Genomic DNA, 19,727 nt, shown 5'->3' on the forward strand with positions numbered 1-19,727 from the left:
CGCGACGTGGGTCCGTCGCCTTGCCCCGACCGTAAGCCGGGCGACCTGCGGTTCGGCGGGTGCGACTCATGACGAAACGCTGACGTCGCGGCGCGCGGAGGAGAGCGTTCCGGCATCGGGGCGGGTCGACGGCCACAAGATCTGACGGTTCGGTGACGCGGGCCCGCACAGGCGCCTTCCGACGCCTCGGGCGGCCTACCGTGCCAAGGGTGAACCACCCCGAACCACGCCCGTCCGGCTCCCGCCGGGACCTCGTCGCCGTCGCCCTCGCCGCGCTCCTCGTCACCGCGGCCGTCGCCGTCGGCCGCCACCTGGAGGACCACGACGGCAGCCTGCACGTCAACTGGCCACCCCTGTACGCCAAGTGGGATCCGCACCTGGGCCCGGGCACCCCGGCCGCGCTCGCCGTGGCCGCCCTCGTGGTCGCGTACGGGCCCGCGCTCGCCGCGCGCCTGCCCTGGCGGGCGCTGCTCGTCGGCGCGTGGGCGGCGGCCACGGCGTGGATCTGGTCGCTCGCCCTCGTCGACGGCTGGCACCGCGGGGTCGCCGAGCGCCTCACCACGAAGTACGAGTACCTGCGGGTGATCGACCGGTTCGACGACATCCCGGCGACGCTGCGGGACTTCACGCAGCACATCGTGCAGGTGCCCGGCGAGTACCACTGGCCCGCGCACACCGCGGGCCACCCGCCCGCCGCCCCGCTGACCTTCGTCCTCCTGGACCGGCTCGGCCTCGGCGGCGGTGGCTGGGCGGGCGCGTTCGTCATCACGGCGGGCAGCACGGCGGTCCTCGCCGTGCTCATCACGCTGCGGACCCTCGCGGACGAGGCGACGGCCCGCCGTGCGGCGCCGTTCCTGGTGCTCGTGCCCGCCGCCGTATGGATGGGGGTGTCGGCCGACGGCTACTTCGCAGCCGTCGCGGCCTGGATGGTCGCGCTGCTCGCCCTGGCGGCGACGCGCACGGTCCGCTCCCCCGCCCTCGCGGCCGCCGGCGCCGGTCTGCTGTTCGGCCTGACCTGCTACCTGTCGTACGGCCTGACGCTCTTCGCCGTGATCGCCGCCGGTGTCCTGCTCATCGCCCGCTCGCCGCGCCCGCTGCCGTACTTCGTGGCGGGCGCGGCGGTGGTGCCGCTGGTGTTCACGGTGCTCGGCTTCAACTGGTGGGAGGCGTACCGCCTGTTGGTGGAGCGCTACTACCAAGGGGCGGCGGGCGTCCGCCCGTACTGGTACTGGGTGTGGGCCAATCCGGCCTGCACGGTCCTGGTCGTGGGGCTCGCGACGGTGGCGGGGCTGCGGCGGGCGGTCGCGAAGTCCCCCGGTGCGGTACGCCGTTGGCGCATGGGTGCGGCCACGGCGACCGACCGTCTGGTGGGCCTGGTCCTGGCGGCCCTGCTCGCGGTGGCCGCCGCGGACCTGTCCGGCATGAGCAAGGCGGAGACGGAACGCATCTGGCTGCCGTTCGCCCTCTTCCTGCTGCCTGCCGCCGCGCTGCTGCCGCGCCGGACCGCCGGGGCGTGGCTGACGGCGCAGGCGGTGCTCGCCCTCACCGTCAACCACCTGCTGTTCACGGGCTGGTGAGCCCGGCCGGGCTTGACCGGCGGCCGCGATCAGGATCAGACGCGGCCGGTGATCCGCTCCAGAGGTACGTACTTGAAGTTCTGGTTGCCGCTGGACCCGGGTGCGCCGTTGGAGCCGTCCTGGCAGATGAACACGCCCTGGGGGAAGGCGGCGCCGAGGGCCGTGGCGGTGGCGTCGATGCCGTCGGTGTCCTCGCAGTCGTCGGCGGCGGTGCCGGAGGCGACGCCGAAGCGGCCGAGGTAGGCGCCGCTGCGCCGGTCGTAGACGGTGAAGTCGTTGCTGCCCTGGGAGGAGACGAACAGCCGGTTCCCGGCGGCGGCGATGCCCTCGGTGTCGGCGGTGAGGTGGCCGCCGGAGCCGGTGGAGTCGAGCTTGGTGCGGGTGGTCCCGGCGCCCGGCTCGGCGCCGTACACCCACACGCCGACGTCCTCCTCGCCGAGGTACAGCTTGCCGGTGCTCTCGTCCGCGTAGCAGCCCTCGACGGCCGACCCGGCGTCGAAGAGCCGCACGGAGGTCGCCGTCACCGTGTCGCCGCTGACGGCGAGTTCCCACTGCTCGACGCGGCCCGAGGTGGAGTTCGGGTAGGCGTAGAGCTTCCCGGACCGCGGCGACGTGTACAGGCAGACGCCGTGCGCGGTGACCTCGGTCGGCACGTCCTTGAGGTGCTTGAGCTGCCGTGTGGCCGGGTCGACACGGTACACGTGCAGCGCGCCGTCGCCGCCCGCGGCCTCGTCGTCCGCGGACACGACGACGTTCCCGCGTACGTCGACGTTGTTGCCGTGGTCCCCGTCGATCCGCTGGATCCGGGCGCCCTTGAGGTCGTACACCTCCAGCGCGCCCTTCTTGTCCGTGCCCACCACGACGGACTTCGCCGGGTCGCCGGGGTGCACCCAGATCGCCGGGTCGTCGGCGGCGTCCCCGCTGTGCGACACCGGCGCGGTCTCCACCGTCGCGGTCACGTCGAAGTCCGCGGCGGCCCGCGCGGGCAGCGCGGCCTGGAGGACGAGCGCGGCGGCACCGGCGAGGGCACTCGCGCAGAGGAGGGAAGTACGGAGCTTTCGGGTGGCGGGCACCGGTGATCCTCTTTCGTAGGGGGTGGGGTGGGCGGGACGAGCGTGCCAGCGGTGCGCGAGCGTGCCGTGAACACGAGTTGAACGTACGCGGTCACACACCGTGGCCGCAGGAGGGCGACCCGGCCGCGCGCCTGGGACCCATCCGTGCACCCACCTCGACCGCGTACCCCCGGTCCACCCACGCCTCGGCCACCTCAGCCATGCCCCCGCACCCAGCGGTCCGGGCCGCCTCAGCCGTGCGCCCCCGCCGTCGCCGCCTCCTCCCCGGCACACACCGCCGCCCACGCCTGCGCCGCGAGCATCTTGCGGTCATCTCCGCGCAGCGGCGCGTGCGCGGTGACCCGCACCGTGAGCCCCCGGGCGACCGCCACCCGCCGCAGCGACCCCCCGAACCCCTCGTCCGCGAGGAACGCCGCCGCCGTACTGGCCGCACCGCCCTGCCGGTACGCCACCGTCACCGGCCGCACCGGCACGCCCGCGTCCACCGCGGCCTGGAACGCGGCCCGCCGGAACCTCCCGGAGCCGACCGAGCACCACGTGGTGGCCTGCGGGAACACGAGCACCGACCGCCCGGATGCCAGCGTCTTCGCCAACTCGCCTACCATCAGCGGCAGTTCACGCCGACCGCCCTCGCGGTCGATGAACTGCGTGCCCAGCCGGCGGGCGAGCGTGCCGACCACCGGCCACCGGCCGATCTCCTTCTTGGCCAGGAACGACACCGGCTCGACCGCGAGCAGCGCGACGACGTCCAGCCACGAGATGTGGTTGGCGACGATCAGGGTGCCGGTGTCGGTGCCCGGCACGCTCAGCGGCGCGAGGGCCGCCTCCAGATCGACGCCGAGCGCCCGTAGGACCCGGCGGGCCTGGACGCGCGGCGCCGTCTCCCCGGCGAGGCGTTCACCCAGGAGCAGGCCGCGCCCCAGCTCGCGGGCGACGGCCGCGTACCGCAGCGCTTCCGCGGCGGGTCCGACCCGGGTCGCGGGCCGTACCGCGCAGGTCCGCGGACAGCCCGCGTCCACGGCCCAGGGGTTCACGCGCTCCTCCCGGGCACGGCGGGGCCGCGCTCGGCGTCACCGAGGAAGAAGCGGCGGTGCCGGTCGCTGAGCCGCTCGGTGTCGAGCAGGACGAAGAAGTCGGCGGAGTCGAACTGCGGGTCGTGGGCGGGCGCCCCGCACATCCAGGCGCCGAGGCGCAGGTAACCGCGCAGGAGCGGCGGCAGGTCGGCGTAGGTCGGCCGGTGTCCGGCGGGGCCGCCGGGCGTCCACGGGCGGTGCGGGTGGACGCGCAGCTCGGGCGGCGAGACGTGCTTGGCCGTGCCGAGCAGCCAGGCGCTGGCGGCGGCGGTGCCGCCGTCGGCGAGCGGCACGGAGGCGCAGCCCGCCAGATAGCGGTGGCCGGAGAGCAGGACGTAGCGGGCGAGCGCCGACCACATCAGGTTGATCACGGCGCCGGAGCGGTGGTCGGGGTGCACGCAGGAGCGCCCGGCCTCGACGGTGGCGGAGCGCAGCGGGCGCAGCGCCGAGAGGTCGAACTCGCCGTCGGAGTAGGCGCGTTCGGTGCGTCCCGGCGGGATCAGGCGGTAGGTGCCGACGATGTCGCCGCTGGTGGTGTCGGTGATGATCAGGTGGTCCGCGAGCGCGTCGAAGGCGTCGATGTCGTGGCCGGGCACGGGGGTGTCGAGCCTGGCGCCCATCTCCTCGCCGAACACCTGGAAGCGCAGGCGCTGGGCGGCCCGGATCTGGTCTTCGGAGTCGGCGATGGACGGGACGTAAACAGGGGCGTCGGGGGTGGCCGGGACGGCGGTGCCGGGAGCGACGGCCGGGGAGCTGGGCGTGGCCGGGGAGCTGGGCGTGGCCGGAGCGGCGGCGCGGGCGGGAGTGACGGGTGTCGCGGTCATGACACGTTCTCCGTTCGACGGGGACGGACGGGGAGTCCGCTGAAACCGACGGGCAGGGGCGACAGGAGCGAGGAGGGGAAAGCGGGGCCGCACGGGAGAAGCAGGGGGACCGAGGGGAGTGCGGCGAGCGGGTGAGGTCTGGACCGTGCGGCCGACTGCGGGAAGGGCGCCTGTTCAGCACGGTGACCGCCCTGGCTGAACTGCGCACAAGGTGCGCGAGACCGATCGTGCCGACCCTCGTGAGCATCAGGTGAACGGCGGTGGTCGCCCCCCGCCCCGCGCCCCCGGGTACCGTCGTCCCACGCCGGCCGCCGATCCCGTCCGGCGCGGCCACGGGAGGGGCGCATCACATGATGGGCAGCAAGCAGCTCAAGATCGGCCTGCGGGTCGAGGACCTCAAGGCCTCCGGCGACCTCTACCTGAAGCTCGGCTTCCGCGAGCTGCCGAACGACGGGCAGCCGCACCTGCGCTATCTCACGTTCGGCCACACCTGGCTGATCCTGACGGCCCGCGACGCGCACGGGTACTACGACGAGGAGCGCGGCGCGGCGGCCCGCCGGGGCCCGCTCGGCCTCGGCTGCACGCTGGCCGTGCCGACGCCCGACCTCGACGCCGTCTACGCCCTCTGGCGCGCCGAGGGCCTCACCGTGCTCACGGAGCCCGAGGACACGGACTGGGCGCGGATCTTCGTGGGCCTGGACCCGGACGGCTATGAGGTGTCGTTCGAGCAGTTCCACGAGGAGTACCGAGGGACGAGGGGCTGACCGGCCGTGCCGCACCCGCCGCCGCTGACCGGCATCACCGTCCTCAGCCTGGAGCAGGCCGTCGCCGCACCCTTCGCCACCCGCCAGCTCGCGGACCTCGGCGCCCGGGTCATCAAGGTGGAGCGCCCCGGCGGGGGCGACTTCGCGCGCCGCTACGACACCACCGTGCACGGCCAGGCCAGCTATTTCGTGTGGCTGAACCGCTCCAAGGAATCGCTCACGCTGGATGTGAAGTCAGCGGCGGGCCAGCAGGTCCTGAGCGAACTCCTCGCGGGCGCCGACGTGTTCGTGCAGAACCTCGCGCCGGGCGCGGCCGACCGGCTCGGGCTCGCGGCGGCGGACCTCCAGGCCCGGCACCCGTCCCTGATCACCTGCACGGTCAGCGGCTACGGCACCAGCGGCTCGTGGGCGGACCGCAAGGCGTACGACATGCTCCTGCAGTGCCAGACCGGGCTGCTCTCGCTCACCGGCACCCCCGAGGAGGCCGTGCGGGTCGGGATCTCGGTGGCCGACATCGCGGCGGGGATGTACGCGTACAGCGGCATCCTGTCGGCGCTGTTCACGCGCGCGACGACGGGCCGCGCTCCCGCCGTGGAGGTGTCGCTCTTCGACGCGCTGGCGGAGTGGATGAGTCAGCCCGCGTACTACACGCGGTACGGCGGCACGCAGCCCCCGCGCGTCGGCGCCCGGCACGCGACGGTGGCGCCCTACGGCGTGTTCACCGCGGCCGACGGCAAGGAAGTGCTGCTCTCCGTGCAGAACGAGCCGGAGTGGGCGGCGCTCTGCGAGCGGTTCCTGGGCCGCCCCGAGCTGGTGGCCGACCCGCGCTTCGCCGACGGTTCCGCGCGGGTCGCGCACCGCGAGGAGCTGGACGCGGTGATCCAGGCACGCTTCGCGGAGCTGGGCGGCGAGGAGGCGACGGCGCTGCTCGACGCCGCCAACATCGCCAACGCGGGCGTCAACACCGTCCCGGACTTCCTCCAGCACCCGGCGCTCACCGAACGCGGCCGCTGGCGCGACGTGGGCCTGCCGGGCGCGGCGCCCGCCATGCAGGCCCTGGTGCCGCCCGCCGACCTGTCCGGGGTGAGTCCGCGCATGGATCCGGTGCCGGGCGTGGGCGAGCACACGGAGAAGATCCTGGCGGAGCTGGGCCGGGGGGCGGCGGACATCGAGCGGCTGCGGGGCGCGGGCGTCATCTCCTAGCGCCGGAAGGGGCGTTGCCACCCGCGCGCGGCGGCTCGTCAGGCGCCGAGCCCCTCGATCACCACCGCGTTCGGCAGCCCCGCGAACACCTTGCCCGGCACGATCAGCTTGCCGCGGCGGCTGCCGCTGCCGACCAGGACGTACGGCAGGTCGGCCACCGCCGCGTCGACGAGGAGCGGCCAGGTGCCGGGCAGGCCGATGGGGGTGATGCCGCCGTACTCCATGCCGGTCTCGCCGACGGCGGTGTCCATCGGCGCGAACGACGCCTTGCGGGCGCCGAGTTGGCGGCGTACGACGCCGTTGACGTCGACGCGCGCCGCCGACAGGACCAGACACGCGGCCAGCGTCGTCTCGCCCGCGCGCTTACCGGCGACGACGACGCAATTCGCGGACTGGGCGAGCAGTTCGGGGCCGTAGTGCTCCACGAACGTGGCGGTGTCGGCCCACCGCGGGTCGGTGTCGACGTGGATCAGCTCGGCGGCGGGGACGGCCCCGCTCCAGCCGCGCACGGCAGCGGCGACGGGGGCGACCAGCAGGTCCAGGGCTTCGGGGGCGGGGCGGACTACGTCGAAGTCACCGAGAGGAGCGCGCATGGCGGCACGGTAGCTCAGTACGCTCCCGCGTGAGCGGGCGGTACCGACACCGCCATCGTCATCTCGACAGGATCCGCACCCTTGTTGTGATACCCGTGCGCCACATTGGCCTCGAACGACGCCGCCGACCCGGCCGCCACGAGGTGCTCCTCGCCGTCCACGACCAGCGTCAGCTCGCCGGTCCGCACGTGCAGCAGCTCCATCGTCCCCGGCGGGTGCGCGTCGGAGTCGCTGCCGTCGCCCGGCATCAACTGCCACGACCACAGCTCGAAGGGCCCCCGCGACTCGGTCCCGACCAGGAGCGTCGTGCTGCTGCCCGCCTCCGTGGACCACATCCGCACGGCCTGCTCGGGCGGCACGAGCCGCACGTGCGGCCCCTGTTCGTAGTCGAGCAGGGTGGTGATGCTGACGCCGAGCGCGTCCGCGAGCTTGACCGTGATGCCCACGCTGGGGTTCGTACGGGCCTGCTCGATCTGGATGATCATGCCCCGGCTGACGCCCGCGCGGGCCGCGAGCGCGTCGAGCGTGAAGTTCCGTTCGGTGCGCCAGCGCTTGAGGTTGCGCGCGAGCGACTGAGTCAGCTGGTCGAGGTCCGACACATTCCGTCCAATATTTTGGATGACAGAGTTCACTGTACTGAACTACGGTGTGGTGCACCTGAGGGTTCCCGAAGGTTCACCACACTGTACTGCGAGGCTTCCCATGACGGGACTGACAGCACTGTTCGCCCTGGCCACCAGCTTGATGTGGGGCCTCGCCGACTTCGGCGGCGGACTGCTGACCCGACGCATCCCGGCGCTCACCGTGGTCGTCGCCTCGCAGTGCGTCGCGGTCGTCGTGCTCGGCGCGGTGGTGATCGCCACCGGCGGCTGGAGCGCGTGGGGGCCGCAGCTGTGGTTCGCGGTCGGCGCGGGACTCGTCGGCCCGGTCGCGATGCTCGCCTTCTACCAGGCCCTCGCGCTCGGCCCCATGGGCGTCGTCTCGCCGCTCGGCTCGCTCGGCGTCGCCGTGCCGGTGGGCGTCGGGCTCATGCTCGGCGAGCGGCCGGGCCTCGGGCAGTTCGCGGGCATCGCGGTGGCCGTCGTCGGCATCGTCCTCGCGGGCGGACCGGAGCTGCGCGGGGCCCCGGTGCAGCGGCAGGCCGTGCTCCTGACCCTGCTCGCGGCCTTCGGCTTCGGCGCGGTCATGGCGCTCATCGCGGAGGCGTCGAGCAGCGTCACCGGCCTGTTCCTGGCGCTGTTCGTGCAGCGCGTGACGAACGTGGTCGCGGGCGGCACGGCGCTGTACGTGTCCGTGCGGCGCGGCGCCGTGGCGCTCCCCGAAGGCCAGGGAATGGGCGTGATCTGGTCCGCGCTGCCCGCGCTCGCCTTCGTGGGTCTCGCGGACGTCGCCGCCAACGGCACGTACGCGCTGGCGGCCCAGCGCGGCCCCGTCACCGTCGCCGCCGTACTCGCCTCGCTCTACCCGATCGTGACGGCGCTCGCGGCGCGCGGCGTCCTCAAAGAACGGCTGCGCGGGGTGCAGGCGGCGGGGGCGGGACTGGCCCTGGTGGGCACGCTGCTGCTGGCGACGGGCTGAGCCGCGGCAGCGCGCCGCTGGATGCGCCGCACCAGGCCGTCGTGCGCCTGCGGGTCCATCGCGGCCGGTCGCGCCCACGCGGCGGAGCCGCCGCGCCCCTTCAGGGCGCCACCGGGACCGCTCAGACGTTCCCCTCGACCTCGGCCAGCCGCGCCGCTTCCAGGTCGGTCAACTCGCCCAGCGCGAGGAGTTGTTCCGGTGTGACGCCTTCCGGGATCGGCACCGGCGCGGGCGTACGCAGCGGCGGCTCCCACCCCCGCTCCGCGCACCACGTCCGCACCACCCGGGCGGGCGCCCCGGCCACCACCGCGTGGTCGGGCACCTCGCCCCGCACCACCGCACCGGCGGCGACGACCACGTTGCGGCCGATCCGGGCCCCGGGCAGGATCACCGCGCCCGTGCCGACCCAGCAGCCGGGCCCGATCTCCACCGGCTCCATCCGCGGCCACTGCTTGCCGATCGGCGTGTGCGGGTCGTCGTAGGAGTGGTTCGTCGAGGTCACGTACACGTACGGGCCGAAGTAGCAGTCGTCGCCGATGGTCACCGTCGTGTCCGCGATGACGTGGCTGCCGCGGCCGAGCACGACGCCGTCGCCGATGCGCAGGATCGGGTCGGGGCCGAGGTCGAGGTCGGGCATCAACCCGGCGGTGAGGGTGACCTGTTCGCCGACGATGCAGTGCGCGCCGAGCCGGATCCAGGGCGCCCCGAAGACCGTGCCCTGCGGGAACGCGAGCCGCGTGCCCTCGCCGATCGCCCCGAACCGCAGCCGTCCCGGCCGCCGCGCGGTGACGGCGCCGGTGCGCTGCACCCAGTCCCATCCGGCGTGGACGGCGCGCTGCGCCACGCCGCGCCGCCAGGCGGCCAGCGATGAGAACACGTTCTTGTTTCGGGGCACCCGCTCACGTTACTCAGCCGGGCGCGCGCCGAGCACGCCAACCCCCTGTGATCTTCACCCCACACGGCGGTGACCGGCGCACCGTCCCGTACGGTTCGCTCAGGCGCGACACGGGACGACGACGCGACGACCGCCACGGCGGCACGGGGTCGTACGGGAGAGAGGGAGCGAGCCGATGAGCCAGCAGGCACTCGTCATGGGCTTGGCCGGCAAGGAGCCGAAGGTCGACCAGGAGGCCTTCACCGCACCCACGTCGGTGGTGATCGGCGAGGTGACGCTGAGCGCGGGCGCGAGCACCTGGTACGGCGCGGTCCTGCGCGCCGACTGCGGGCCGATCGAGATCGGGGCCGACAGCAACATCCAGGACAACTGCACCCTGCACGTCGACCCGGGCTTCCCGATGGCCATCGGCGAGCGCGTCTCGGTCGGCCACAACGCGGTCCTGCACGGCTGCACCGTCGAGGACGACTGCCTGATCGGCATGGGCGCCACCGTCCTCAACGGCGCGGTGATCGGCGCCGGTTCCCTCGTCGCCGCGCAGGCCCTGGTGCCGCAGGGAATGCGGGTACCGCCGGGCTCGCTGGTCGCGGGCGTCCCCGCGAAGGTCAAGCGCGAGCTCACCGAGGAGGAGCGCGCGGGCATTTCCCTCAACGGCACGCTGTACGTGGAGCTGGCCAAGGCCCACCGCGAGGCGAACGCGAGCCGGGAGGCCTAGAACCGACGAGCCGCCTGCCCGGGGCCGACGGTGGTGCCGTCGGACCGGGCAGGCGGTGTCCGTCAGGCGTTCTTCTTCTTGACGCAGGTCACGTCCTTGCCCGGCAGCTTGCCGGTGTCCAGGTAGGCGTTGACCTTCGCGTCCACGCAGGCGTTGCCGTAGTAGCCGTAGACCCCGTGCCGGTTGGCGCCCTTCAGGGTGATCAGCCGGGAGCTGGGCAGCATGCCGTGCAGCGCCACGGTGCCCTGGTAGTCGCTGCGCGGGTCACCGGTCGCGCCCACGAGCAGCGCCGGGGCGTCGTCCCGGACCTGGGTGGGTGCCTCGCGGGGGCGGTCCCAGAAGGCGCACGCGTTGAGGTTGTTGGTCAGCGGTCCGGTGACCGGGTGGGCGGCACGGCTGCGCTGGACGTCGCGCCAGTACCGCTCCGGGTCGCGCGGGGCCGCCACGTCGCCGCACAGAATGGCCGTCTGCACGCTGCCGTAGTGCGAGTCCGTGCCGGTGATGTACGACCGCAGGACCTCGGTGAACTCCGGGGAGAGCCGCGTCGGTTGCCCCTTCGCCGCCTTGGCCAGCACGGACGTCTGCTCACCGAGGGCCGCCCTGGCCGTGTCGGTGTCGTCGGAGATGCCCATGAAGAGCAGCGTCGGCACCGTGGTGTCGTCGAGCCGGAAGCTGTCGGGGGCGGTGCCGACGGTGAAGCCGCGCGCGGACGCCTCGATGGTGCGGTCGACGGTGGCGAGCACCTGGGCACGGGTGCGGCCGAGGCCGTACGTGCCGTGCCGCTTCGCCGCCCAGGCCGCCCAGTCGGACAGCGCGCGGTCGTTCTCGGGCTCGGCACCGCGCAGCAGCCGGGGGCCGTAGCGGCGCGGGTCGATCGCCCCGTCGAGGACGACGCGGTCGTAGCGGCCGGGGAACATCTGGGTGTAGACGGTGCCGAGGTAGGTGCCGTACGAGTAGCCCAGGTAGGAGATCTTCCGCTCGTCGAGGGCGCCACGGATGACGTCCATGTCGCGGGCGGTGTTGCGCGTGCTGACGAACGGCAGCACGAAGGCGTTGGTCGCGCGGCACTTGGCGGCCAGGTCCTTGTGCAGGGCGACCTGCCGGTCGAAGCCCGCGCGGCCGAGCCCGGCGGAGAAGATGGCGCTGGAGACGGGCCACTCGCAGTCCAGCGGGTTGCTGCGGCCGACGAAGCGCGGGTCGACGCCGATGATGTCGTAGCGCGCGCCGACGTCCTTCATGGCCTTGCGGGTGTCCGGGGCGTCGCCGAGCGAGGGGCCGCCGGGGCCGCCGCCGTTCAGGAGCAGCGGGCCGACGCGGTGGCGGGTGTCGGTGGCCTTGATGCGGGATATCGCGACGGTCATGGTGCGCCCGCCGGGGTCGGCGTAGTCGAGCGGCACGGTCACGTCGGCGCAGCGGGCTCCGGCCTTCGCCAGGGCGTGGCCCGTCTCGTCGTCCGGCCCCAGGACACAGCTGCGCCAGTCCAGGCGCTGGTCGTAGAAGCGGCCGAGGCCGGGGGCGGTCCCGCCGGGTTCCGCCGTGGCGGGTGCGGTCGCCGAGGCCATGGTGGGGACGGCGGTGCAGCAGGCGGCGAGGGCGAGGCCCACGGCCGCGGTGCGGCGCACGGCGGCGCTGGGGCTCGTCACGGGTTCTCCTTGGGGTGCGAGGTGCGGTCGGGGGGACACAGGGCGCTGTCGACGACCGCCCGGAAGTCCCGTTGGGCGTGTTCGGTGGCGGGCAGCTGGTTGACGGCGACGGAGACGGTGCGGCCGCCGGGGCCGACCGCGCCGACTGCGCGGTGCCCCCCGGGAACCGTGCCGGCGTGCCCCCACCAGCGGCCGCCGCACTCCAACGGCGTCGAGATCAGGCCGAGGCCGTACCGGGCGCCGGGCCAGAGGCGGTCCGGGTCGGCCGGGACGGTGCGCTTCATCTCGGCCAGCCAGCGCGCGGGCAGCAGCTTCCCGCCGAACAGCGCGCCGAAGAACCGGTTGACGTCGGCGGGCGTCGAGACGAGGGCCCCGCCCGCGCCGGCGAAGGTCATGTTCCACTCGGTGCCGTCGGCCCAGGACGGCGGCGTACCGCCCCGCTCGCCGTCGGCAGCGGAGAAGTAGCTGCGGGAGTGCGGGCCCCGGATGCGGGTGGCGTCGCCCGGCCAGTAGGTGTCGCGCAGGCCGAGCTTCTGGATGACCCGGCGGTTCACCTCCGCCTCGACGCGGTGCCCGGTGACCTTCTCGACGATGAGCCCGGCGACGACGGTGTTGGTCGTCGCGTAGTGCCACTTCTTGTCCGGGTGCGGCATCGTGAGGGCGGCGGCGATCTGTTCGCGGGGCTCGAAGTGCCGGAAGCGCCACTCCTTCACGGGCCGCTCGGCGAGGGCTTCCACATAGTCGGGCAGTCCGCTGGTGTGCTGGAGCAGCTGCCGCACGGTGATCTTGCGGCCGTCGTAGCCGTTGCCCCGGATCAGGCCCGGCAGATAGCGCTCGACGGGAGCGTCCAGGCCGATCTTGCGCTCGGCGGCAAGCTGGACGACGACGGCGACGGTGAAGGTCTTGGTGGTGCTGCCGATCCGCAGCCGGTCCTCGGCGTCCATCCGGCGGCCGGTGTCCAGGTCGGCGACGCCCCGCGCGACGGACCAGGGCCCACAGCGGCGGTCGACCACGTCGGCGGCGGCGCCGGGGACGCCGTGGTGGTCGACGAGGGTGCCGAGGGAGCCCCGCACCGCACCGCGCGCCGCGTCGCAGTCGGGAGGCGGGGATGCCGGGCGGGGCTCGGTGCCGGGGCGGGCCGCCGCGTTCGCCACGGGGGCTAGCAGCGCCAACGCCGCTGTCACCACGGCCAACGCGGTCGCGCGCCCGGCTCGGCGGCCGGGTAAGGGAGTTCTCTTCTCGGTGCGCCATACACATGTCATGTCGACCGACGCTAGGGGCCCAACAGCCCGCGCTCACTAGGGCCTGCCCCCGGATGCGGGCGGGGGCAGGCCCCCTGGGACCAAGGAAGAGCAGGCTGCACCCCGTTGAGGGGCCCGTGGGCGGACCTGGACGGCGGCGGGCGCGCGGAAGCACGGGCGGCGCCCGCTGCGGGCGTGCGCGCCGGGCACACAGGAACGTACCCGCTCGCGCGCGAGGCACGAGCGGGTACGAAAGGGCACGAAAGGATATGAGAGGGATACCAGAGGCCGACCTGAAGCCGGACTCGGCGCGGCTCAGCCGCCGGTGGCACTCCGGGTCGCCGCAAGCGCCGCCTCACCCTCGGCCACAGCGGCCCCCTGCCCGGGCACCTCCGCACCGCCCTGCGCCGCATGCTCCGCCGCCGCCTTCTTGGCCCGCCGCTTCACCAGCAGCATCGAGCCGATGCCGATGAGGACGGCGATGCCGAGGCCGACGTACGAGAAGCGCTTGAGCCAGTCCTCCGCGACCACGCCGATGTAGTAGATGACGGCGGTGGTGCCGCCCGCCCACACGATGCCGCCGAGAACGTTGGCGATGGCGAACTTCCAGTACGGCATGCGCAGCACACCCGCCAGCGGACCGGCGAAGATCCGCAGGAGCGCCACGAAGCGGCCGAAGAAGACCGCCCACATGCCCCACTTCTGGAACGACCGCTCGGCGCTGCCGACGTTCGCCGCGCTGAAGTGCTTGGGGAACTTCCGTTCCAGCCAGGCCAGGAGTGGTCGACCGCCCTTGCGCCCGATCGCGTAGCCGATGGAATCGCCGATCACCGCGCCCGCGACGGCACAGGCGCCGAGGATCACCGGGTTCACCTCGCCGTGCTGGGACGACAGCAGCGCGGCGGAGACGAGGACGATCTCGCCGGGGAGCGGGATGCCCAGTGACTCCAGGCCGATGACCAGTCCCACGAGCAGGTAGACGCTGACGGCCGGTACGTTCTCCAGCCACTCCTGGACGTGCAACCCCGGTTCCTTCCGCTGAGCTGTGACTCCCCCGGCGTGCGCGTCCTTGTCGATCACGCACGACGGGGAAGCCTACCTGTTCAGCGGGGTACGGCCGCGTCCCACAGGGAGCATTGGTGCGCGCGTGCCACGGCCGGGTCGACCGTGGTCCCGCCGGCGGACGCGGTGCGCAGCGAGAGGACGTCGCCGGGGCGAGTGCGCTGGTCGGGAGCTGTCGGAGCGCCGTCCGCGCGGGGCACTCCGGAGTGGATGAAGGAGCCCCAGTACGCGGTCATCTGCCGGGCCAGGGCGCGCTGTTCGGCGTTCAGGGGCGTGGGGAGGCCGAAGTGTTTGAAGAGATATTGCACTTCGTTTACGTGGGTCGCACCGAACGCGAAGTCCGTGCCGCGGTTGCGGAGGCTGGCGAAGGGCGGCGAGGTGCGGTCCGCGAATTCGTACGCGTAGACGGGGCCGCGCCCGGCCAGCGAGCGGTTGAGGCGCAGCGCCGAGCAGGCGAAGAGCTGGTCGCCGATGGTCGCGGCGAGGGCGTGCGAGGGCGAGGGGTAGCGCGCGAGCGGGTAGCGCCGCGCGACCCGCTCCGCGAGCCCGACGCCGTACGTCTCGTCGAGAACGCCCGGGTACCGCTCGGCGGTGAGCGGTTCACCCCGCCCGTCGAACCGCGCGAACGCGAAGAGCGTGCCCTCGTCGGTGTTGGCGCCGTTCAGCACCGGCACCTTCGCCGCACCGCCCCGCGCGAACGCCTCCGCGGGCTGTACGGGCAGGAAGCGCCCGCCGACGACCGGCCCCCAGTCGAACTCCGCCTGCGCGGCCAGGATGTCCTTCGCGGGCTTTCGCCGCAGACACGCGAGGGCGGTCGCCGGGTCCGGACAGCCCGCCTTCTTCGCGAACGCGGTGCCGTCCCCGGCCGCCTGCCGCCGCTCGCGGCCCGCGCAGTCGTCGTACGCCCCGCTCTCGATGACGGCCCCGCGGAACAGGCCGCGGCCGGTCGGCGAGGCGAGGTGCGTGCAGACGGACCGGCCGCCCGCGGACTCGCCCGCGACGGTCACCCGGCGCGGGTCGCCGCCGAACCGCCCGATGTTGGCGCGCACCCAGCGCAGCGCGGCCTGCTGGTCGAGCAGCCCGTAGTTGCCGGACACCCCGTCGGACGCCTCGCCGTCGAGTGCCCGTGAGGCGAGGAAACCCATGGCGCCGAGGCGGTAGTTCACCGTGACGACGACGGTGCCGGTGGTACGGGCGAAGCGGTCCGGCACGATGTCCTCACCGGCGCCCGCGGTGAGCCCGCCGCCGTGCAGCCAGACCATGACGGGCCGCCGCCCGTCGGCGCGGGCCCGCGCCTGCCCGGCCCCGCCGTCCCGCGAGGCTCCCGCGTCCCCCGCGTCCCCTTCGGGTGCGTACACATTGAGCGCCAGGCAGTCCTCCGTATGACTGGGCTTCTCGTACCCGGGGTCCCAACTCGGCGTCTGCACACAGCGGTTGCCGTAGCCCGTGGCCGCGCGCACCCCGTGCCAGGGCGCGACCGGCCGCGGCTCCTTCCAGCGCAGCGCGCCGACGGGCTGGCGCGCGTACGGAATGCCGAGGAACTGCCGCCCCTCGTCCGTGACCCGCCCCCGCACCCGGCCCGAGTCGGTGCGCACCACCACCCAGCCACCGCCGCCCCCGGACTCGGCCCGCACGGCCTGCCCCGTCCGGGCCTCCTGTCCCGCCCGCGCCGCCTCCGGCGCGAGCCCCACCACCCCGGCCACGGCCAGCACCCCGGCCGCCGCCACGACACACCCCACGCTCCGGCCACTCCTCACACCCGCACCGCCTTCACATCGATGACTCCGGAAAGGACCAACTCCCGAGCGGACACGCCCACCTGCACCTCCCTCCTCCCTGTACCGAGTACCCACTCGCCCCGCCGCTCGTCCCACAGGGACAGCGTTCGCGCCGCGATCCGCACGGTCACCCGCCGCTCCTCCCCCGCCCGCAGCGCGATCCGCCGATACCCGCCGAGCAGACGCACGGCCTGCTCAAGCCGCACGTCCGGCGACGCACCCACGTACACCTGGGCCACCGTGATCCCGTCACGCACCCCGGTGTTCTTCGCCCGGAAACTCACCTCGATCCCGCCGCCAGGCGCCGGAAGAACCGTCAATTCGGCGTAGCGGAAGGTGGTGTACGACAGTCCGTGGCCGAAGGGGAACAGCGGCCGGACGCCGCGCGCGTCGTACCAGCGGTGGCCGATGTGGATGCCCTCCGTGTACTCCTCGATGCCGTCGACGCCCGGATAGCGGCGCGGGTCACCGGCCGTCGGATGGTGGTCGTCGTCGACGGGGAAGGACTGCGTGAGCCGACCCCCCGGGTCGCAGTCGCCGAAGAGGACGGCGGCGGTGGCGGCCGCGCCCTCCTGGCCCGGGTAGTACATCTGGAGCACGGCGGCGGTGCGCTCCAGCCAGGGCATCGAGGTGGCCGACGACGTGTTGAGGACGACGGTCGTACGGGGGTTGGCGGCCGTCACCGCCTCGATCAGGGCCTCCTGGTGGCCGGGCAGGGCGAGGGTCGTGCGGTCCTGGCCCTCGGTGGCGTCCTCGTACGCGAAGAGCACGACGCTGTGTGCGTCCCTCGCGGCGCGGACCGCCTCGGCGACGTCCCGGGCGCGGGTCGCCCCGGTGACCCGGCGGATCCGGAACGTCTGCCCTCGCTTGCCGCCCTGCGCGGAGATCTCCAGACGGTGCCCGCCGGCCCCCAGCGGCAGCGTCCTCCGGCGTACGGACAGCCCGTCGGGGGCGGTCGACACGAGCCCGCCCGTGAAGTACTCGCCGAAGCCCGGCGCGGGCGGGAACAGTTCGACGCCGTCGAGCCGCACCGTCGGCCGGGCGCCGGAGTAGTGGATGACGAACGTCCACTCGTCGTTCTCGTCGACGCCCAGCGTCCCCGCGTACGCCCAGTCCTCGCCCGGCCCGACCCGCTGCCCCTCCGGATCGAAGCCGCCGGGAGCGAGCGTCGGCAGCGCCGTGCCGAACAGATCCTCGCCGACGGCGTAACGGACCCGCGCGTCCCGCCCCGCACGGGACTTGATGGCGTCCAAGGGTCTACCGGCCCGGTCCGGGACGACGTGCGCGCTGCCGCCGCCGCTGACGAACGGCACCGCGCCGGTGGGGCCGATCACGGCGAGGGAGCGGGCTGCGGGCCCGGTCAGCGGCAGCGCTCCGCGCTCGTTGCGCAGCAGGGTGGCACCCGCCTTGGCGACCTCCAGGGCGACGGCCGCGCCCGCTTCGGCATCGCGGCGCGGGCGCGGCGGCGCGCTCCCGTCGAGCAGCCCGAACCGGTCGAGCACGCCGAGCAGCCGCCGCACGGACCGGTCCACCCACGCCTGGGGCACGCTCCCGGCCGCCACCGCCTGCTTGAGGGCCGCGCCGAAGTGCCTGCCGTCCGGCATCTCCATGTCCAGGCCCGCCGCGATCGCGGCGACCGTCGAGTGGGCCGCGAACCAGTCCGTCAGCACCCACCCGTCGAACCCCCACCGCCCGCGCAGCACCTCGCCGAGCAGCCCCGCGTTCTCGCAGGCGTAGACACCGTCGACCTTGTTGTACGCCCCCATGACCGCGCCCACCCCGGCGGCGACGGCAGCCTCGAAGCCGCGCAACTCCGTCTCGTACGCGGTCCGTTCGTCGACCCGCACGTCGACGGACACGCGGTCCTGCTCCTGGTTGTTCAGCGCGAAGTGCTTGACCGTCGCGATCAGCCCTTCCTCCTGGATGCCCGTGATCTCGTGGGCGACCAGGTCGGCGGCGAGCAGCGGGTCCTCGCCGAACGTCTCGAAGTTCCGGCCCGCGTACGGGGTGCGGACGAGGTTGACCATCGGCGACAGGAGCACGTCCTGGCCGAGCGCCCGCCCCTCACGGCCGATCACCCGCCCGTAGCGGCGGGCCAGTTCGGGGTCGAAGGCGGCCGCCAGGAGCACCGGCGCGGGCAGCGCGGTGGCGGGCGCGTCGACCCGGACCCCGGCGGGCCCGTCCGCGAGCCGCAGCTCGGGGATGCCGAACCGGGGCACCCCGGGCAGATAGCCCGCCTGCCCGAGCCGTTCGGGGTCGGCGGCGCCGTGCAGCAGGGAGATCTTCTCGTCGAGGGTGAGCGCGCGGACCAGGTACTCCACGCGGGACATGGTGTCGGACACGGGCGCCGCCTCTACCGTCTGACGCACCGTCGGATTCCATCGGTGCGGCGGAAAAGCTACGACCGGAGGTGACTCGTGTCAACGACCCGGGCGGGGTCGGGTGTCAGCGCCCGGTGGTGGCGCACTCGTCGCTGTCGCCACCACTGCGGCAGGCCACTTGCCCCTGCCACGTGGACGCGGGCGCGGGCTGCTTCCGGTCCTGCCGCACCTCGTGCTTCCGGTCCGGGCACCCCGGGCCCCAGCACACCGCGGCAGCGATCAGCACCACCATGAGCCCCTGGCTCCACGCGGTCACCACGGCCCGCCCGCGGATCGCGACGACGACGGCGAGAACGGCGAGGAGCCCGACCGTCCCGGCGGCGACTAGATAGCCGCCGGGACGGTCGGGCTCAAGGGCGAGCGTGCCCGTGGACGACAAGGAGACCCCGGTCAGGAGCCACGCCCCCAACACCGCGAAGAGGACGGCCCCTTCGAGCAGGAAGAGGCCGACGGCGGTGGCGACGTCGGCGCGCCGGTCGGCACCGGTGTCGCCGGAGGCGTCGAAGGCGGGCGGCGCGCTCGGCAGGCTCATCCCACCCATGCTCACCGCCGGGCCCCGCCCGCACCTGAGTACGGATACTCAGTCACGCAGCCGCACGAGGCACCGGCACCACGCCCGACATCCCGGGCCGCTCCCGCCTCCCGGAGCCGCCGCCTCGGACGTCCGCTACTTCGGGTCGTTGGGGCGCAGCGTCCACACGACCGTCATCTCGCCGGTCACGGCACCGTCCGCGCGCGTGATGGCGATGGCCACCGGGAACTCCGGGCGCTGTCCCGCGTCCAGCTCGGCGACCACGTCGGCGACCGGACGACCGAGCGTGGCGGTGGCCGTGACCGCGCCCATCGCGAGCTTCCTGTACGCGATGTCGGCACGCACGGCGAGCGGCACGGCCCGCGTGAGGTGGGCCCCGAAGGCGGCGAGCACGATGGCGCCGCTCGCGGACTCGCCCAGCGTGAACATGGCGCCGGCGTGCGGTCCGCCCACGTGGTTGTGGTACTCGCTCTGGTCCGGCAGTTCGACCACGGCCCGCTCGGGCGTGGTCTCGACGAACGTGAGGTTCAGGGTCTTGGCCATCGGCACGGTGGCGGCGAGCATCTCGCCGATCGACATCTGGTCTGCGCTCATGCGGCAGATGTTACCCACCGGTAGCCTCCCTTGGCCAGGGGTTCACCCCCGGCCGCACACCGGGACGACTCCGGCGGCCCACCCGTCCCCGAGTCACCGTGCCGCCGCTCACCACCGCGCCCAATCCCCCCACATCCGGGGCACTCTCGGCAACGGCCAGGGCTCACGAGGGCGCCACCACCCCGCACCCGTATCGTGATC

18 protein-coding genes are annotated in these 19,727 nt (G+C 74.0%); 5 read left to right on the forward strand and 13 right to left on the reverse strand.

The window, feature by feature from the left end; translation table 11 throughout:
* Positions 1-209 precede the first annotated feature (209 nt).
* Positions 210-1,577: a hypothetical protein gene (locus IE274_RS35410; RefSeq protein ID WP_190120048.1), complete on the forward strand. Its 1,368-nt coding sequence runs from the start codon at positions 210-212 to the stop codon at positions 1,575-1,577.
* 35 nt (positions 1,578-1,612) lie between these two features.
* Here IE274_RS35410 and IE274_RS35415 read toward each other — a convergent pair whose 3' ends face one another.
* From IE274_RS35415 to IE274_RS35425, 3 genes are all read right to left on the reverse strand, one after another.
* The gene (locus tag IE274_RS35415) at positions 1,613-2,650 is read right to left on the reverse strand and encodes a phytase (RefSeq protein ID WP_190120049.1); all 1,038 of its coding nucleotides are present in this window, start codon (positions 2,648-2,650) and stop codon (positions 1,613-1,615) included.
* A gap of 230 nt (positions 2,651-2,880) precedes the next feature.
* The gene (locus IE274_RS40150) at positions 2,881-3,684 is read right to left on the reverse strand and encodes a lysophospholipid acyltransferase family protein (RefSeq protein ID WP_198897915.1); all 804 of its coding nucleotides are present in this window, start codon (positions 3,682-3,684) and stop codon (positions 2,881-2,883) included.
* Complete coding sequence (locus tag IE274_RS35425) at positions 3,681-4,547, reverse strand: GNAT family N-acetyltransferase (RefSeq protein WP_190120050.1); 867 nt, start codon at positions 4,545-4,547, stop codon at positions 3,681-3,683. Before IE274_RS35425 ends, IE274_RS40150 begins: the two co-directional genes overlap by 4 nt.
* A 350-nt stretch (positions 4,548-4,897) precedes the next feature.
* Between IE274_RS35425 and IE274_RS35430 the strand changes: the two genes are divergently transcribed.
* Positions 4,898-5,311: a VOC family protein gene (locus IE274_RS35430; RefSeq protein ID WP_198897916.1), complete on the forward strand. Its 414-nt coding sequence runs from the start codon at positions 4,898-4,900 to the stop codon at positions 5,309-5,311.
* A 6-nt stretch (positions 5,312-5,317) separates the two neighbouring features.
* Positions 5,318-6,514, forward strand: coding sequence for a CaiB/BaiF CoA transferase family protein (locus IE274_RS35435; RefSeq protein WP_190120051.1), 1,197 nt, complete (start codon positions 5,318-5,320; stop codon positions 6,512-6,514).
* 38 nt (positions 6,515-6,552) lie between these two features.
* Here IE274_RS35435 and IE274_RS35440 read toward each other — a convergent pair whose 3' ends face one another.
* Positions 6,553-7,107 (reverse strand): YbaK/EbsC family protein, encoded by a 555-nt coding sequence (locus IE274_RS35440; protein ID WP_190120052.1) that lies wholly within the window; start codon positions 7,105-7,107, stop codon positions 6,553-6,555.
* Between the two features lie 14 nt (positions 7,108-7,121).
* The gene (locus tag IE274_RS35445) at positions 7,122-7,706 is read right to left on the reverse strand and encodes a helix-turn-helix domain-containing protein (protein ID WP_190120053.1); all 585 of its coding nucleotides are present in this window, start codon (positions 7,704-7,706) and stop codon (positions 7,122-7,124) included.
* A 112-nt stretch (positions 7,707-7,818) separates the two neighbouring features.
* On the opposite strand from IE274_RS35445, the gene IE274_RS35450 reads away from it, so the two are divergent.
* Positions 7,819-8,685 (forward strand): DMT family transporter, encoded by an 867-nt coding sequence (locus tag IE274_RS35450; protein WP_190120123.1) that lies wholly within the window; start codon positions 7,819-7,821, stop codon positions 8,683-8,685.
* A 121-nt stretch (positions 8,686-8,806) separates the two neighbouring features.
* Here IE274_RS35450 and IE274_RS35455 read toward each other — a convergent pair whose 3' ends face one another.
* Positions 8,807-9,580, reverse strand: a complete 774-nt coding sequence (locus tag IE274_RS35455; RefSeq protein WP_190120054.1) for an acyltransferase — start codon at positions 9,578-9,580, stop codon at positions 8,807-8,809.
* A gap of 175 nt (positions 9,581-9,755) precedes the next feature.
* On the opposite strand from IE274_RS35455, the gene IE274_RS35460 reads away from it, so the two are divergent.
* Positions 9,756-10,295: a gamma carbonic anhydrase family protein gene (locus IE274_RS35460; RefSeq protein ID WP_190120055.1), complete on the forward strand. Its 540-nt coding sequence runs from the start codon at positions 9,756-9,758 to the stop codon at positions 10,293-10,295.
* A gap of 62 nt (positions 10,296-10,357) precedes the next feature.
* Here IE274_RS35460 and IE274_RS35465 read toward each other — a convergent pair whose 3' ends face one another.
* The 7 genes from IE274_RS35465 to IE274_RS35495 all read right to left on the reverse strand — a co-directional run bounded on the left by IE274_RS35465 (position 10,358) and on the right by IE274_RS35495 (position 19,526).
* Positions 10,358-11,938 carry an alpha/beta hydrolase gene (locus IE274_RS35465; protein WP_372447255.1) on the reverse strand — a complete coding sequence of 527 codons (1,581 nt, stop codon included), beginning with the start codon at positions 11,936-11,938 and terminating at the stop codon, positions 10,358-10,360.
* Positions 11,935-13,110, reverse strand: a complete 1,176-nt coding sequence (locus tag IE274_RS35470; protein ID WP_229910015.1) for a serine hydrolase domain-containing protein — start codon at positions 13,108-13,110, stop codon at positions 11,935-11,937. Before IE274_RS35470 ends, IE274_RS35465 begins: the two co-directional genes overlap by 4 nt.
* Before the next feature lie 384 nt (positions 13,111-13,494).
* A complete protein-coding gene (locus IE274_RS35475) occupies positions 13,495-14,202 on the reverse strand; it encodes a DedA family protein (RefSeq protein WP_190120057.1) in 708 nt (235 codons plus the stop codon).
* An 80-nt stretch (positions 14,203-14,282) separates the two neighbouring features.
* Positions 14,283-15,980 carry a carboxylesterase/lipase family protein gene (locus IE274_RS35480; protein WP_229910016.1) on the reverse strand — a complete coding sequence of 566 codons (1,698 nt, stop codon included), beginning with the start codon at positions 15,978-15,980 and terminating at the stop codon, positions 14,283-14,285.
* Positions 15,981-15,994: 14 nt separating this feature from the next.
* Positions 15,995-18,388 carry a beta-glucosidase family protein gene (locus tag IE274_RS35485; RefSeq protein WP_229910017.1) on the reverse strand — a complete coding sequence of 798 codons (2,394 nt, stop codon included), beginning with the start codon at positions 18,386-18,388 and terminating at the stop codon, positions 15,995-15,997.
* 76 nt (positions 18,389-18,464) lie between these two features.
* Positions 18,465-18,932, reverse strand: a complete 468-nt coding sequence (locus tag IE274_RS35490) for a DUF6234 family protein (RefSeq protein ID WP_190120058.1) — start codon at positions 18,930-18,932, stop codon at positions 18,465-18,467.
* A 135-nt stretch (positions 18,933-19,067) separates the two neighbouring features.
* Positions 19,068-19,526 (reverse strand): DUF4442 domain-containing protein, encoded by a 459-nt coding sequence (locus IE274_RS35495; protein ID WP_190120059.1) that lies wholly within the window; start codon positions 19,524-19,526, stop codon positions 19,068-19,070.
* Positions 19,527-19,727: the final 201 nt, after the last annotated feature.

This window comes from Streptomyces flavofungini (assembly GCF_014650815.1).
GTDB classification, from domain to species: domain Bacteria; phylum Actinomycetota; class Actinomycetes; order Streptomycetales; family Streptomycetaceae; genus Streptomyces; species Streptomyces flavofungini.